This is a genomic window from Streptomyces sp. NPDC001744, from assembly GCF_042892575.1.
Classification (GTDB): Bacteria; Actinomycetota; Actinomycetes; order Streptomycetales; family Streptomycetaceae; genus Streptomyces.
The window spans coordinates 70,925-86,554 of sequence record NZ_JBIAUG010000008.1 but is presented as its reverse complement, the minus strand read 5'-3'; the positions used below and the strand labels follow the sequence as shown (position 1 = coordinate 86,554).

The window sequence follows — 15,630 nt, the reverse complement described above, 5'->3', positions numbered from 1 at the left end:
CGGGGCGGCGGCCGCACCGCCCGTCACGGCGTCACCGAGCGCACCGCCCGTACCAGCGCCTGGGCGCGCGGGTCCGCCGTGACCGTCTTCCGCATGCCGTTGGTGACGTACGCGAAGGCCGTCCCGGACTCGGGGTCCGCGAAGCCGAGGGAGCCGCCCCGGCCGGGGTGGCCGAAGGACGTCGGGCCGAGGAGCGGGGAGGCCGGGCCGTGCAGCATGTGGCCGAGGCCGAAGCGCGTGCCGACGAGCAGCACCCGGTCCTGCCCGGCGGACTCCTCGGTGCGGGCGAGGGTGACCGTCGCCGGGGCGAAGAGGCGCCCGGCGCCCTCCACCGGGCCCAGGGTGGCGGCGTAGAAGCGGGAGAGGGCGCGGGCGGTGGCGACGCCGGCCGAGCCGGGCAGTTCGGCGGCCCGGTAGACGGGGTCGTTCTCGTCGGGCGCCGGGTCGATGACGCCGAAGGCGCGCCGGGTGAGGGAGCCCGGGTCCCGGTACGCCTCGGTGACCGCGCGCTTGGGGCGCAGCCGGAGCGCGCCGCTCCCGGCCGGTTCGGTCTCCTCGACGGGACCGATGCGGCCGGCCCGGTGGGCCTCCGCGTCCGGCAGGCCGATCCACAGGTCCAGGCCGAGGGGCGCGGCGATCTCCTCGGCCACCCAGCGGCCGACGGTGCGGCCGGTGACCCGGTGGACCAGGCCGGAGAGGAGCCAGCTGAAGGTGTGGGCGTGGTAGCCGTGGGCGGTGCCGGGCTCCCAGACGGGGGCCTGGGCGGCGATCGCGGCCGTCGCCGTCGGCAGGTCGGCGGCCTCGGCGAGGGTGAGGGGCCGGTCGAGGACGGGCACGCCGGCCCGGTGCGCGAGGAGGTCCCGCACGGTCACGCGGTCCTTGCCCGCCGCCTTGAACTCGGGCCAGTACGTGCCCACGGGGGCGTCCAGGTCGAGCAGGCCGCGCTGGTGCAGCAGGAGGGGGACGGCGGCGGCGACGCCCTTGGTGGCCGAGCGGACGACCTGGGCGGTGTCCTCGGTCCAGGGGGCCCCACCGGCCCCACCGGCCCCGCCGGTCTCGCCGGCCTCGCCGGCCCCACCGGCCCCGCCATCGACGTCCCGGCTGCCCGCCCAGAGGTCGACGACCTTCACGCCGTCCCGGTGGACGGCGACGGCCGCCCCGCGCTCGCCGCGCTGCTCGAAGTTGCGCAGGAAGGCGTCCCGGACGGGCTCCCAGCCCGCCGCCACCGTGCCCCGGACGTCCACGTTCCCGCTCCTCGTCTCGCCGTGTTCCGACCCTCCATGGTGCAACGCGGCGCGCGGGGGAACGGGCCCGGGGCCCTCAGGCCACCGGCCGGGGCACGAAGCCGAACGGCAGCTCCAGGCGGTGCCGGGCCATCAGCCCCTCGTCCGCGAGGAGTTCGCCGGTCGGCCCGTCGGCGGCGATGACGCCCTCGCTGAGGACCACCGCGCGGGGGCACAGCTCCAGGGCGTACGGCAGGTCGTGGGTGACCATCAGGACGGTGACGTCCAGGGAGCGCAGGACGTCGGCCAGCTCGCGGCGCGAGGCCGGGTCCAGGTTGGAGGACGGCTCGTCGAGGACGAGGATCTCCGGCTCCATGACGAGCACGGTCGCCACCGCGACCCGGCGGCGCTGCCCGAAGGAGAGGTGGTGCGGCGGCCGGTCGGCGTACTCCGCCATCCCGACCCGCTCCAGGGCGCGCCGCACCGCGGCGTCGAGCGCGGCGCCGCGCAGTCCGGCGGCGGCCGGGCCGAAGGCCACGTCCTCGCGGGCGGTCGGCATGAACAGCTGGTCGTCGGGGTCCTGGAAGACGATGCCGACCTTCCGCCGGATCTCGGCCATGTGCGTCGCGCCGACCGGGAGCCCGGCGACGGTGACGGTGCCCGCGCCGCCGGTGAGGATGCCGTTGAGGTGCAGGACGAGGGTGGTCTTCCCGGCGCCGTTGGGGCCGAGGAGGGCGACCCGCTCGCCGCGGCCGACGGTCAGGTTCACCCCGAAGAGGGCCTGGTGGCCGTCGGGGTAGGCGTACGCGAGGCCGCGCACGTCGAGGGAGGGGGGCGTGGTCACAGGGTCCGTCCCAGGAGGCAGATCAGGAGGGCGGTGAGGGGCAGCACGGCGGCGCGCGCCCATTGGGCGCGGGTGGCGGCCGTCTCGTCGAGCACGGGCACGGTACCGGTGTAGCCGCGGCTGACCATGGCCAGGTGGACCCGTTCCCCGCGCTCGTACGAGCGGATGAAGAGCGCCCCGGCGGACTTGGCGAGGACGCCCCAGTGGCGCACGCCCCTCGCCTCGAAGCCGCGCGAGCGGCGGGCCACGGACATGCGGCGCATCTCGTCGGTGACGACGTCGCCGTAGCGGATCATGAAGGAGGCGATCTGGACGAGCAGCGGCGGCAGCCGCAGCCGCTGGAGGCCGAGGAGCAGGGCGCGCAGCTCGGTCGTGGCGGCGAGGAGCACGGAGGCGGCGACGCCGAGGGTGCCCTTGGCGAGGACGTTCCAGGCGCCCCACAGGCCGGGGACGCTCACGGAGATCCCGAGGACCTCGGTCCGTTCGCCGGGCACGACGAAGGGCATGAGCAGCGCGAAGGCGACGAACGGCACCTCGACGAGGAGCCGCCGGAGCAGGAGTCCGGCCGGGACGCGGGCCGTCGCCGCCACGGCCGCGAGGAGCGCGGCGTGGAGGGCGAAGGCCCAGACGGCCTCGCGGGGCGTGGAGACGACGGCCACGACGAAGCCGAGGGCGGCGACGAGCTTGGTGTGCGGGGGCAGGGCGTGGACCGGTGAGTCCCCGTGCCGGTAGAGCCGGTGGACGTGGCCCGCTCCCACGTCAGGCCGCTTCGGCTTCGGCGCGCGCCCGGCGGCGGCGCACGACCCGGAAGGCGGCGGTGCCCACGGCCAGGGTCGCGCCCACGCCGACGACGCCGGCCAGACCGCCGGAGAGGCGGGCGTCGGCGACGTCCCTGACGCCGTAGTCGGCGAGCGGCGAGCCCGCCGCGGCGTGCTCCTCGGTCCTGGCGTCGATGCCCTGGTCGGCGGCGACCTTCTCCAGGCCGTCGGGGCTGGCGGAGGCGTAGAAGGAGACGAAGCCGGCGAGGACGAGGGCGGTGACGACGCCGCCGATCCACAGCTTCCGGGGGGAGCCCTGGGCGGGTGCGGCCGGGGCGGCGGGTGCGGCGTCGACCAGGGCGCCGTCCACCCGGAGCCTGAGCGGGGCGGTCAGGCCGCGCGCGCCGTACACCAGGTCGGGGCGGACGGCGATGACGGCGCCGACGGTCAGCGTGGTGATGACGGCCTCGCCGATCCCGATGAGGACGTGCACGCCCACCATGGCCGTGAGGACCCTGCCGACGGGGACGTCGGTGGTGCCGCCGATCGCGTAGAGGAGGGTGAAGGCGACGGCGGCCGCCGGTACGGAGACGAGCGCGGCGGCGAAGGAGGCGACGGTGACCGAGCGGCGGGTGCGCGGGAGGACCAGGACGAGGCCCCGGAACAGCGCGTAGGCCGTGACGACGGTGACGACGCCCATGACGGTGATGTTCACGCCGAGGGCGGTGAGACCGCCGTCCGCGAAGAGGACGCCCTGCATGAGCAGGACGACGGCGATGCAGAGCACGCCGGTCCAGGGACCGACGAGGATCGCGGCGAGCGCGCCGCCGAGGAGGTGCCCGCTGGTCCCTGCGGCGACCGGGAAGTTCAGCATCTGGACGGCGAAGACGAAGGCGGCGACGAGGCCGGCGAGCGGCGCCGTCCGTTCGTCCAGTTCGCGGCGGGCCCCGCGCAGGGCGGCGGCGACGGCGCCGGCGGCGGCGACACCGGCGGCGGCCGATACGGGGGCGTTGATGAATCCGTCGGGTACGTGCACGTCGGAATGATGGGGGTTCCTGCGAAGAGGTCGCAAGAGCGCATGGGTCACATCACGCCCGCGCCCGTCCGCGCATGACGTGCGGAACGGTGGGCAGAAGCGGACTATCGGTCGATAAAAGGACAAACTTTCAGGAGTTCCCGATGGCCGCCGCACCCGCCCCCGCAGTCGACGATCGCGCCAAGGGCCGGATCATCGGCGACGCGCCGCTCTCCCGGCCCGTCCCCGTCGCCCTCCGGTACGACCCGGACTTCTCCCCGGCGACCGTCCGGTTCGTCTTCCCGGGTGCCGTCGAGTGGTCCTTCCCGCGCGCCCTCCTGGAGAAGGGCCTGCGCACCCCGGTGCGGCGCGGCGACATCGGGGTGTGGCCCTGCGGCCGGGTGCAGACGATCGTCGAGTTCCACACGGAGGACGGGGTGGAGGTGGTCCAGTTCGACACCGCCGCCCTGGTCCGCTTCCTGCGGCACACGTACTCCTCCCCCTCCGCCGCCGGTACGCGCGCGCCGTCCGCGCGTCCCTGAAGGACGCGCGGACGGCGTGCGGGCGGGAAGCGCGGTCCGTCCGGCTCCCGACGCGCTTCTCCGGGAGCCGGGCGGACCGGTCCGTCAGACCTTCACGAGGTCCGGCTTCGAGTCCGTACCGGACCCGCCGGTTCCGTCGGTTCCGTCGGTGTGCGCGGCGAGCCCCTCGCCCTCCACGTCCACGTTCGGCAGGACGCGGTCCAGCCACTTCGGCAGCCACCACGCCCGGTGGCCGAGCAGCGCGAGGACGGCCGGGACGATCGCCATGCGGACCACGAAGGCGTCGAAGAGGACCGCGACGGCCAGGCCGAAGCCGATCATCTTGATCATCTGCTCGGTCATCCCGATGAAGCCGGAGAAGACCGCGATCATGATCACTGCGGCGGCGGTGACCACCCGGGCGCTGTGCCGGAAGCCGGTCACGATCGCCTCGCCGGGCCGCTCGCCGTGCACGTACGCCTCGCGCATCCGGGTGACGAGGAAGACCTCGTAGTCCATCGCGAGGCCGAAGACGACGCCCACCATGAAGATCGGCATCATCGACATGACCGGGCCGGTCTGCTCGACCCCGAAGAGGCTTCCGAGCCAGCCCCACTGGAAGACCGCGACGACCGCGCCGAGGGCCGCGACCACCGAGAGCAGGAAGCCGAGGGCCGCCTTCAGCGGGACGAGCACCGAACGGAAGACCAGGGTCAGGAGCAGGAAGGCGAGGCCGACGACGAGGGCCAGGTAGGGCACCAGGGCGTCGTTCATCTTCTGCGAGAAGTCGATGTTCATCGCGGTGGCGCCGGTGACGAGGACCTCGTCGCCGGTGGCCTCCCGGATGTCGTGCACCAGGTTCTCGGTGGCGACCGAGGACGGGCGGTCCTTCGGGACCACCGTGATCATCGCGGCGTCGCCGGCCTTGTTCGGGGTCGCCGGGGTGACGGCGGCCCAGCCTTCGAGGCCCTTGATCGCCGAGACCGTCTTGTCGGCGGTGGCCCGGTCGCCGTCCACGACGACGAGCAGCGGGCCGTTGAAGCCGGGGCCGAAGCCGTCGGACAGCAGGTCGTACGCCCGGCGCTCGGTGGCGGAGACCGGCTTCACGCCGTCGTCCGGGAGGCCCATCTCCAGGGAGGCGGCGGGGACCGCGATCGCGCCGAGGCCGAGGACGCCGACGAGGAGCACGAGGACGGGACGGCGGAGGACGAACCGGGCCCAGCGGGTGCCGCCGTTCGGCTTCTCCTGCCGGGCGTCCCCGCCGACCTTGGCGTTCTTGCCGTCCTTGCCGTTCTTGCCGTCCTTGGCGCCCGCGCCCTCGCGCCGCTTGCGGCCCACGACCCTGTCCCCGGCGAAGCCGAGCAGGGCCGGTATCAGGGTGAGCGCGACGAGGACGGCGACGACGACCGTGCCGGCGGCGGCGAAGCCCATCTTCGTCAGCATCGGGATGTTGACGACGGCCAGGCCGACGAGGGCGATGACGACGGTGAGTCCGGCGAAGACGACGGCGGAACCCGCCGTGCCGGTCGCGCGGCCCGCGGCCTCCTCCTTCTCCCGGCCCTCGGCCAGCTCCGCGCGGTAGCGGGAGACGATGAAGAGGGCGTAGTCGATGCCGACCGCGAGACCGATCATCATCGCGAGGGTGGAGGTGGTGGAGCCCAGGTCGAGGACGTTCGCGAGCGCCGTGATCGTGGAGACGCCGATGCCGACGCCGACGAGCGCGGTGAGCAGCGGGAGTCCGGCGGCGACGAGCGAGCCGAAGGTGACGACGAGGACGACGCCGGCGATGACCACGCCGACGACCTCGCCCGCCCCGGTCTCGGGCATGGTCTGGAGGGCGTCGCCGCCGATCTCGACGGTCAGGCCCTTGCCCTGCGCGTCGTGCCCGGCCTCCTGGAGCGCCTCGCGCGTCGCGTCGGTCAGCTCCATGGCGTTGACCTCGTACGCGACCGAGACGTAGGCGGTGGAGCCGTCCCGGGAGACGGCGTGCGCGGTGTACGGGTCGGCGACCGAGACGATCTGGTCCGAGCCGGACCTGAGCGCGGCGACGGTCCGCTCGACGACGGCCTTGTGCGCCGGATCGGTCACCTTCCGGCCCTCGGGGGCCTTGAAGACGACGCGGGCGGTGGCTCCGTCGGCCCCGGCGTCCGGGAAGCGCTCCTGGAGGAGGTCGAAGGCGCGCTGGGCCTCGGTGCCGGGTATCGAGAAGGAGCCGGAGGTGGCGGCGGGCGCGGTCGCGGCGCCGACGCCGGCGACCGCGAGCAGCGCCACCCAGAGGAGGGCGACGAGCCGGCGGCGCCGGAAGGCGGAGCGGCCCAGCTTGTGGAGGAAGGTGGCCACGGGTGCGTACTCCCGGTGTGGGGCGGGACAGGACGGGGGGAGCCGCCCCGACGGCGTGAGCGGTACGCGGTCAGGGGGTGGGGTGCGGTGGGGTCAGGGGTGCCGGACGCCGAGTGAGGGGAGCACGACGGCGTCGACGTAGGCGCTGAGGAACGCGTGGTCCACCGGCCGGTCGTCGATCAGCGGGCGGGCGACGAGCGCTCCGACCAGCATGTGCGGGACGAGGTCCAGCGCCGGGTTGCCGGCGTCGACCTCGCCCCTGCGGACCGCCCGGCGCAGCACTTCGCGGAAGGCCGTCATCTCGGGTTCGATGAGGAGTTCGCGCAGCGCCCGGTGCAGGTCGGGGTTGTCGTGGACGGCGTGGGCCAGGCCCCGCATCAGCGCGGAGTCCTTCTCCATCTGGCAGTCGTCGGTCCGTTCGAGCATGGCCCGGAAGTCGCCGCGCAGCGAGCCGGTGTCGATCTCGGAGAGGTCGGCCGGCTTGTTGTGGCGCAGCGCCCGGGCGACCAGCTCGGGCTTGCTCCCCCACTGGCGGTAGAGGGTGGCCTTGCTGGAGCGGGTGCGGGCGGCGACGGCGTCCATGGTGAGGGCGTCGTAGCCGACCTCACGGAGGAGGTCGAGCACGGCCGTGTACAGCTCGGTCTCCCGCTCGGGAGTGAGTCTGCTGCGTGCCATGGCGATGGCCCCCTCCGGTGGTCCGCCACCCCGACGAGTGCGAACGAAACGGTTTCGTACCGTACGAAGATATCCCCGTGCCCAGCGAAACGAAACCGTTTCGTACGTGTTCTGGGCCACACCTCCCCCCGCACCGCGCCCCCGTCCACGGGCCCGTACGAGTTGCCCCGGCCCCCCGGCCCGGGAAGCATGGTGTGGTGAGTGACGACGTCGCGTATCTCCGTTTTCCGCACCTCCACGACGACCTGCTGTGCTTCGTCGCCGAGGACGACCTCTGGATCGCCCCGCTCGCGGCCGAGGGGCAGCCCCCCGGCCGGGCCTGGCGGCTCACCGTCGACCGGACCAGAGTCGGGCACCCGCGCTTCTCGCCGGACGGGCGCCACCTCGCGTACACGAACTGGCGCAGCCTGGACCCCGAGATCCACCTCGTCCCCGTCGACGGCGGGCCCGCCCGGCAGCTCACCCACTGGGGCTCCACCGACACCCGGGTCTGCGGCTGGACGCCCCCCGACCGGGACGGCCGCTCCGGGATCCTCGCCGTCTCCTCGCACGGACAGCCCTTCTCGTACTTCTCCTGGGCCTACACCGTCCCCACCGACGGCTCGCCCGGCCGCCGGCTGCCCTGGGGCCCCGTCTCCGACATCGCCGTCACCGACCACACCCCCGCCCCCGGCCACGACGGCGAGCGGTGCACCCTGCTCCTGACCGGAACGCCGCCGCACGAGCCGGCCGCGTGGAAGCGGTACCGGGGCGGCGCCACCGGCCGCCTCTGGCTGCACGGGAAACGGCTGCTGCCCGACATCGGCGGGCACCTCGACTGCCCCATGGCCGTGGACGGCCGGGTCGCGTTCCTCTCCGACCACGAGGGCATCGGCAACCTGTACTCCTGCCGGCCCGACGGCACGGACCTGCGCCGCCACACCGACCACGCCGACTTCTACGCCCGGCACGCCTCCACCGACGGCCGCCGGGTCGTCTACCAGTGCGCGGGCGAGCTGTGGATCGTGGACGTCCTCACCCCCGACTCCCGCCCCCGCAGGCTGGAGGTGCGGCTCGGCGGCCAGCGCGTCGGCCGCCGCCGCTACCAGGTGCCCGCCGCCCACCACGTGGACGCGCTCTCCGTGGACGAGACCGGCCGGGCCAGCGCCGTCTCCGTCCGGGGCAGCCTGTACTGGCTGACGCACCGCGACGGCCCGGCCCGCACGATCGCCGACACCCCGGGCGTCCGGGTCCGGCTGCCCGAGATGCTGGGCAGCGGCGGCCAGGTCGCGTACGTCACCGACGCCGACGGCGAGGACGCCGTCGAGGTGGCCCGCCTGCCGCGCGTCAGCGGCGACCGGCCGCCGCGCCGGCTCGTCACCGGCGGCCTCGGCCGGGTCGAGGAGCTGGTCGCCGACCCGGACGGCGAACGGATCGCGCTCGCCTCCCACGACGGCCGGCTCCTCCTCCTGACCGTGCCCGAGGAGACGGACGACGCCACGGGCGCCGAGGAGCCCGGCGCCGAGGTCACCGAGCTGATCAGGTCCGTCAACGGGCCCGTCCGCGACCTCGCCTTCTCCCCCGACGGCGACTGGCTGACCTGGTCCCACCCCGGCATCGGCCGCTCCCTGCGCTCCATCAAGCTGGCCCGCGTCGCGGGCCCCGGCGCCCGCACCGTCGTGGACGTCACCAACGGGCGCTTCGAGGACGAGAACCCCGTCTTCACCCGCGACGGCCGCTACCTCGCCTTCCTCTCCTGGCGCGGCTTCGACCCGGTGTACGACGTGCACACCGGCGACCTGTCCTTCCCGCTGGGCTGCCGCCCCTACCTCGTCCCGCTCTCCTCCGCGACCCCGTCCCCCTTCGCGCTGCTCCCGGACGGGCGGCCGGCGGCCGGCGGCCTCGACCCGGCCGACGACGACGCGGAGGCGGCGGCGGACGGCACGGTCACCGTGGAGACCGAGGGCCTCGCCGACCGGGTCACGCCCTTCCCGGTCACCGCCTCCAAGTACTCCGCCCTGCACCCGGTCAGCGGCGGCGGCCTGGTCTGGCTGCGCTGGCCCATCTCCGGCGCGCTGGGCGAGACCTTCGCCAACCCGGCCGACACCTCGGGCCGCCCCACCCTGGAACACTTCTCCATCACCAGGGCCCGCAAGAGCGAACTCGCCTCCGACCTCGACTGGTTCGCGGTCAGCGGCGACGGGACGCGGCTCGTCGTCGCGGACGAGAACGAGCTGCGGGCGGTGCCCGCGACCGAGGCGGCGGACGACGACTCCACCGTCTACCTGGACCTGCGGCGCATCCTGCACGAGGTGGACCCGGGCGCCGAGTGGCGCCAGGCGTTCGACGAGGCCGGGCGGATCGTCCGCGCCTACTTCTGGGAGCCCGGCATGGGCGGCGTGGACTGGACGGCGGTCCTCGACCAGTACCGGCCGCTGGTCGAACGGGTCTCGTCGCCCGACGAGTTCGCCGACCTGCTCCGCGAGGTCCTGGGCGAACTGGGCACCTCGCACGCGTACGTCACCCCCGCCCGCCGCAACGAGGGCCCGCCGCACTACCAGCGGCCCATGGGCCTGCTCGGCGCCGATCTCGTGCCCCGGGAGGCGGGGTGGACGGTCCGGCGCATCCTGCCCGGCGAGTCCTCCGACTCCAAGGCCCGCTCCCCGCTGGCCGGTACCGGCATCCGCGCGGGCGCCGTCCTCACCCACGTCGACGGCCGCCCGGTGGACCCGGTCACCGGGCCGTACCCGCTGCTCTCCGGGACCGGCGGCACCACCGTCGAGCTGACCTTCCGTCCCGCCGGGGGCGAGGGCCCCGCCGGGGGCGAGGGCCCCGCCGGGGGCGAGGGCCCCGCCGGGGGCGAGGGCCCCGCCGGGGGCGAGGGCCCCGCCCGTCGCGTCGCCGTCGTCCCGCTCGTGGACGAACGCCCGCTGCGCTACCAGGACTGGGTGGCCAAGCGCCGGGCCGTGGTGCGCGAACTGAGCGGCGGACGCTGCGGATACCTCCACATCCCCGACATGGGCGGCTCCGGCTGGGCGCAGTTCAACCGGGACCTGCGCATGGAGGTCTCCCGGCCGGCCCTCATCGTGGACGTGCGGGGCAACGCCGGCGGCAACATCAGCGAACTCGTCATCGAGAAGCTGACCCGCAGGATCGTCGGCTGGGACCTCACGCGCGACGCCCAGCCCGTCGGCTACCCCTCCAACTCCCCGCGCGGCCCGGTCGTCGCCCTCGCGGACGAGGCGACCTCCTCCGACGGCGACATGATCACCGCCGCGTTCAAGATCCTCGGCCTCGGCCCCGTCGTCGGCCAGCGCACCTGGGGCGGGGTCGTCGGCATGACCGGCCGCCAGCGCCTGGGGGACGGCACCCACATCACCGTGCCGATGAACGCGGCCTGGTTCCCCGAGTACGGCTGGTCCCTGGAGAACCAGGGCGTGGAACCCGACCTCGCGGTCCTGCGCACCCCCCTGGACTGGGCGGAGGGCCGCTACGCGCAACTGGACGACGCCGTCCACGTCGCCCTGGCCCTCCTGGAGAAGAACCCGGCGGCGAGCCCCCCGGAGTACGTGGACCTGCCGGACCGCTCCCGGCCGAAGCTGCCGCCGAGGCGGGAGGGGGAGGGCGGCTGACGCGGAACCCGGGGGGCGGGGCGCGCGGGGCCCCGCCCCCCGGGGCCCGGGCCGGCCCGGGAAAGCGGCTCAGGCCGCCTCCACCACCCCGTACACCAGGTCCAGTTCGTACGCGGTCCCCGCGCGGCCGCCGAGCGTCACGCTGCCGACCGCGCCGAACCCGATCCGCCCGAGCACGGCCCTCGACCCCGCGTTGTCGAGGGTCGTGACGGCGGTCAGCCGGCTCAGCCCGTACTCCTCGCGGGCCAGCCGGCACACCTCCCGCACCCCGGCCGTGGCCACCCCGCGCCCGGTCGCCCGTTCGGCGACCCGGTAGCCGAGTTCGGCGCTCCCGTCGGCCACGTCGACGAGGTTGAACCGGCCCAGGATCTCGCCGCCCTCCCCCACCAGCACGTGGAACCGGACCGTCCCGGTCTCCTGCTCGGCGAGCAGGGCCCGGTGGTGCTCCGCGAAGCCGGCGAAGTACGCGTCGCCCCGGTCGGGCACGGACGCGGCGAAGTAGTCCCGGTTCTCCCGCTCGAACACGAGCAGGGCGGGGGCGTGGTCGGGGCGCAGACGTTCGAGTACGGCCATGGGCGCCACCGTACGGAGATCCGGCGCGGAGCGCACGGGAGTTGCGGAAAGGTTCCGCGCGCACGCCGGAGGGCGCACCCGGCGTCCCGGGTGCGCCCTCCGCGTGGAACAGCCGTGGTCAGGCGTTGCGGGCCCGGTCGGCGCGGTCCTGGACCTGCTGGCGGGCGTCGCGCGCCTCGTTCCCGGAGCGCTCGCGGCCCTGGGAGGCGCGCTCGGACGCCTCGTCCTTGGCCTTGCCCATGGCCTCCTTGGCCTGGTTCCTGAGCTGCTCCGCCTTGTCCTTGAACTGGTCCTGCATACCCATGGAAGTTCACTCCTAGCGAGGTGGGGGACGGCCTGTCCCCGGCCTCGACCAGCCTCACACGGGCGGACATTCCACGCATGTCGATCAATTACGGACAGTGAAGCCCGGGGGGAGGGCCCTTCTCCGAAGCCCTCCCCCCGGGCCACCGCCCGGCCCTCCCGGGCCGTCCCGTCAGACCTTTCCGGCCCGCGCGTGCTCGTCGGCCGCGCCCCCCGCGCCCACGAGCCCCTTGGGAATCGAGCCGAGACGCGGCTCGAAGCGCTTCACCTCGCGCTGGCCCACCACCCCGATCAGGGAGGGCAGGTAGCCGCGGATCGACTGCATCCCGCGCAGCCACCACTGGGCGTAGACGTGGGGCGAGCGCCGCTCGATGCCCTCGACGATCCGGTCGACGGCCGGACCGAGGGGGTACGTGCGGTTCGACGGCCACGGCAGCCGCTGGCGCAGCTCGCGCATGACGTCGTCCTGGTCGGCGCCCCGCACCATGTCCGTGTCGGTCCAGGAGAGGTAGCCGACGCCGACCTTCACTCCCTTGTACGCGACCTCGGCCCGCAGGCTGTGCGCGAACGCCTCGACGCCCGACTTGGAGGCGCAGTACGCCGTCATCATCGGGGCCGGGGTGATCGCGGCGAGCGAGGCGATCTGGAGGAAGTACCCGCGGGACTCCATGAGGACGGGCAGGAACGCCCGGCCGGTCACGGCGCCGCCGATCAGGTTGACCTCGATGACCCGGCGCCAGGCGACCGGGTCGGAGTCGGCGAACGGACCGCCCGTCGCGACGCCGGCGTTGGCGACGACGACGTCGACCTTCCCGAAGCGCTCCTTCACCTCGGCCGCGACCCGGGCCATCGCCTCGTGGTCGGTGACGTCGGCGTGCCACCAGTCGGCCTCGGTGTGCAGCCGCCCGGCGACCTCCTTGAGGAGTTCGGGCTCCAGGCCGACGAGCGCGATCTTCGCACCGCGCGCGGAGAGCTTGCGGGCGAGGAGTTCGCCGACGCCCCGGGCACCCCCGGTGACGACCACGACCTGTCCTTCGAGACTCACCCTGCTCATGCTTCCTCCTTCACGTTCACGGTGTCCTTCACGCCCAGGTACGTGAGGGTCAGTTCGCGGATCTGCGCGGTGACGGCCTCGGGCGCCTCCATCGGCGTCATGTGGCCCACGCCGGTCAGCCGGACGAAGTCGGTGCAGTGCGGCAGCGCGTCCGCCATGGCGTGGGAGTGGGCGGCCGGGGTGAGCCGGTCGGCGGTGCCGACGAGCACGGCGACCGGCAACCGCAGGGACCGCAGGCCCCGTTCGAGGTCGAGGCCGGCGAGGACCTGCGACCAGCCGTAGCGCGCGTCGCGCGGGCAGGCGTGCACGATCCGGGCGCAGGCGTCGACCCGCTCCGGCGCCGTGCCGGGACCCATGGTCGCGTACTTGAGGATCTTCTTCGAGAGGGCGTTGACCGGACCGAGCGGCGCCTTCGAACCGAGGACGGCCCGGGTGAGCCGGGTGCGCAGCCGGCCGGGCCGCAGCGGTACGACGGTGGCCCCGGCGGTCAGCCGGGAGGGGCCGGTGGAGCAGAGCAGGACGGCGGCGGCGTGGTCCCGCAGACCGGGACGGTCGGCGGCGGCCATGATCGTCATGCCGCCCATGGAGTGGCCGGCCAGGACGGCCCGTTCGCCGGGTCGGAGGGTGGCGGCGAGCACCGCCTCCAGGTCGTCGGCGAGCGCCGTCGTGGAGTAGCCCCCGGACCCGGGCACCGGGGAGCGGCCGTGTCCGCGCTGGTCGTAGGCGATCACCCGGTGGTCGGGGGCGAGCGCCCGTATCTGGTCGGCCCAGAAGGCGATCGAACAGGTCCAGCCGTGGGACAGGACGACGGCGGGGGCGCCCTCGGGGCCGTAGACCCGGACGTGGACGCGGGAGCCGTCGGCGGAGACCGCGGTGAGTTCGCGGGCCTCGGGGAGCGGGGTCAGGTGCCGGCTCACTGCGCGGCCTCCTTCGTGCGGGACGGACGGGACGTCGAGGCCGGGGCGGACCGGGGCGCGCGGAGGACCTCGTACTCGGAGAGGTCGACCCGCCGGGTCTCGCGCCGGAACTCGCCGGTGGTGCCCGGCCAGAGGGTGGTGTTGCGGCCGTTGGCGTCGAGGTACCAGCTCTCGCAGCCGCCGGACTTCCAGACGGTCCGCTCCATCCGGGCCTGCACCTTGCGGTTCCAGGCGTTCACGGCGGAGGGCCGGACGGCGAGGGCGGCGCGCCCGCCGAGGACGTTGAGCTGACGCAGGTAGTCGGCCATGTAGTTGAGCTGGGACTCGATCATCAGGATCATCGAGGAGTTCCCCAGGCCCGTGTTGGGGCCGATGATCGTCATCCAGTTGGGGAAGCCGGCGGCGGTGGCGCCGCGCAGCGACTCCATGCCGTCCTTCCACACCTCGGCGAGCGAGCGCCCGTCGGCGCCGATGACGCGCGGGGCGATCGGCATGTCGGTGACGTGGAAGCCGGTGCCGAAGACGATCGCGTCGGCCTCGGTCTCGGTGCCGTCGGCGCCGACCAGGGTGGAGCCGCGGACCTCGCGGAGCCCGGAGGCGACGACGTCGACGTTGGGCCGCGCGACCGCCGGGTAGTACGTGTTCGACAGCAGGATGCGCTTGCAGCCGATGCGGTACGAGGGGGTCAGCTTGGCCCGCAGCGCCGGGTCCTTGACGGCCCTGGCGATGTTGGCCCTGGCGAGCTTCTCGACGAGGCCCAGCTCACCGGGGTGCTTGGTGAAGGCGCCGACCTGGAGTTCGCGGATGCCCCAGAGCAGGCCGCGGCGCAGGGTCGCGGTGAGGGGCAGGGCGCGGTGCAGCCGGCGCTCGACGCCGGTGATGTTCCGGTCCATGCGGGGCATGACCCACGGGGGCGTGCGCTGGAAGAGCGTCAGCCTCTTCACCCTCGGCTGGATCGCGGGCACGATCTGGATGGCGGAGGCGCCGGTGCCGATCACGGCGACGCGCTTGCCGGTGAGGTCGTAGTCGTGGTCCCAGCGTGCGGAGTGGAAGACCTTGCCGGGGAAGTCGGAGAGCCCCGGGATGTCGGGGACCTTGGGGTCGGAGAGCGGGCCGGTGGCGGAGACGACCACCTCGGCGCTGAAGGCCCCGGAGGAGGTCTCGATCTCCCACCGCAGCGCCTCGGCGTCCCACACCATCCGCAGCACCTCGTGGTTCAGGCGCAGGTGGGGCCGGATCCCGAAGGTGTCCGTCACGTGCTCCAGGTACGCGCGGATGTGCCGCTGCCCGGAGAAGGTGCGCGGCCAGTCCGGGTTGGGCGCGAAGGAGAAGGAGTAGAGGTGGGAGGGGACGTCGCAGGCGCAGCCCGGGTAGCTGTTGTCGCGCCAGGTGCCGCCCACGGAGTCGGCCCGCTCCAGGACCACGAAGTCGGTGATCCCCTCGCGGCGCAGCCGGACGGCGGCCCCCAGGCCGCCGAATCCCGATCCGATCACCGCCACCCGTACGTGCTCGTGCTTCGCCATGCCGCCTCCCGTGCGTCCGGCCCGATCTCGCCAGCAATCACTGGCATGGTGGGGACTGTAGAGCAGCTCCCTACCGAGCGGTAGGGGTACGACGAGGGAAAGTTACCGGCGGTACAACATAGGCTGGCGGGCGTGGCAGAGGGAGCGGGTCCGGGGACGGGCGCACACGGAGGCCGGCGCGGCACGACGGACGACGGCGGCACGGGAAGCGGCACGACCGACGACGGCGGCACGGCGGGCGGCACGGGCACCGGTGCCGCGACGGGCGACGCG

At 74.4% G+C, this 15,630-nt stretch carries 13 protein-coding genes; 2 read left to right on the top strand and 11 right to left on the bottom strand.

The window, feature by feature from the left end:
- Positions 1–23 precede the first annotated feature (23 nt).
- The 4 genes from ACFYZY_RS12310 to ACFYZY_RS12295 form a co-directional block, all read right to left on the bottom strand.
- Positions 24–1,244 (bottom strand): serine hydrolase domain-containing protein, encoded by a 1,221-nt coding sequence (locus ACFYZY_RS12310; protein WP_388692619.1) that lies wholly within the window; start codon positions 1,242–1,244, stop codon positions 24–26.
- 76 nt (positions 1,245–1,320) lie between these two features.
- On the bottom strand, positions 1,321–2,130 hold the full coding sequence (locus tag ACFYZY_RS12305) for an energy-coupling factor ABC transporter ATP-binding protein (protein WP_388692617.1): 810 nt from the start codon (positions 2,128–2,130) through the stop codon (positions 1,321–1,323).
- Positions 2,064–2,825 (bottom strand): cobalt ECF transporter T component CbiQ, encoded by a 762-nt coding sequence (cbiQ, locus tag ACFYZY_RS12300; protein ID WP_388692615.1) that lies wholly within the window; start codon positions 2,823–2,825, stop codon positions 2,064–2,066. The genes ACFYZY_RS12305 and cbiQ overlap by 67 nt, the downstream gene beginning before the upstream one ends.
- A 1-nt stretch (position 2,826) precedes the next feature.
- Complete coding sequence (locus ACFYZY_RS12295) at positions 2,827–3,861, bottom strand: energy-coupling factor ABC transporter permease (protein WP_388692614.1); 1,035 nt, start codon at positions 3,859–3,861, stop codon at positions 2,827–2,829.
- 143 nt (positions 3,862–4,004) lie between these two features.
- Between ACFYZY_RS12295 and ACFYZY_RS12290 the strand changes: the two genes are divergently transcribed.
- Positions 4,005–4,382, top strand: a complete 378-nt coding sequence (locus ACFYZY_RS12290) for an SsgA family sporulation/cell division regulator (protein WP_388692612.1) — start codon at positions 4,005–4,007, stop codon at positions 4,380–4,382.
- 84 nt (positions 4,383–4,466) lie between these two features.
- Here the strand turns inward: ACFYZY_RS12290 and ACFYZY_RS12285 are convergent, their stop codons facing one another.
- Complete coding sequence (locus ACFYZY_RS12285) at positions 4,467–6,701, bottom strand: MMPL family transporter (RefSeq protein ID WP_388692610.1); 2,235 nt, start codon at positions 6,699–6,701, stop codon at positions 4,467–4,469.
- Positions 6,702–6,794: 93 nt separating this feature from the next.
- Positions 6,795–7,376, bottom strand: a complete 582-nt coding sequence (locus ACFYZY_RS12280) for a TetR/AcrR family transcriptional regulator (RefSeq protein WP_388692608.1) — start codon at positions 7,374–7,376, stop codon at positions 6,795–6,797.
- A gap of 197 nt (positions 7,377–7,573) precedes the next feature.
- On the opposite strand from ACFYZY_RS12280, the gene ACFYZY_RS12275 reads away from it, so the two are divergent.
- Positions 7,574–10,987, top strand: a complete 3,414-nt coding sequence (locus tag ACFYZY_RS12275; RefSeq protein ID WP_388692606.1) for a S41 family peptidase — start codon at positions 7,574–7,576, stop codon at positions 10,985–10,987.
- Between the two features lie 69 nt (positions 10,988–11,056).
- Here the strand turns inward: ACFYZY_RS12275 and ACFYZY_RS12270 are convergent, their stop codons facing one another.
- From ACFYZY_RS12270 to ACFYZY_RS12250, 5 genes are all read right to left on the bottom strand, one after another.
- Entirely contained in the window at positions 11,057–11,560 is a 504-nt protein-coding gene (locus ACFYZY_RS12270; RefSeq protein ID WP_388692605.1) for a GNAT family N-acetyltransferase, read from the bottom strand.
- A gap of 118 nt (positions 11,561–11,678) precedes the next feature.
- The gene (locus tag ACFYZY_RS12265) at positions 11,679–11,864 is read right to left on the bottom strand and encodes a hypothetical protein (RefSeq protein ID WP_388692603.1); all 186 of its coding nucleotides are present in this window, start codon (positions 11,862–11,864) and stop codon (positions 11,679–11,681) included.
- Between the two features lie 171 nt (positions 11,865–12,035).
- Positions 12,036–12,917 (bottom strand): SDR family oxidoreductase, encoded by an 882-nt coding sequence (locus ACFYZY_RS12260; RefSeq protein WP_388692601.1) that lies wholly within the window; start codon positions 12,915–12,917, stop codon positions 12,036–12,038.
- The gene (locus tag ACFYZY_RS12255; RefSeq protein WP_388692885.1) at positions 12,914–13,822 is read right to left on the bottom strand and encodes an alpha/beta fold hydrolase; all 909 of its coding nucleotides are present in this window, start codon (positions 13,820–13,822) and stop codon (positions 12,914–12,916) included. The genes ACFYZY_RS12260 and ACFYZY_RS12255 overlap by 4 nt, the downstream gene beginning before the upstream one ends.
- 8 nt (positions 13,823–13,830) lie before the next feature.
- Positions 13,831–15,357 carry a flavin-containing monooxygenase gene (locus tag ACFYZY_RS12250; protein ID WP_388692599.1) on the bottom strand — a complete coding sequence of 509 codons (1,527 nt, stop codon included), beginning with the start codon at positions 15,355–15,357 and terminating at the stop codon, positions 13,831–13,833.
- Between the last annotated feature and the right edge of the window lie 273 nt (positions 15,358–15,630).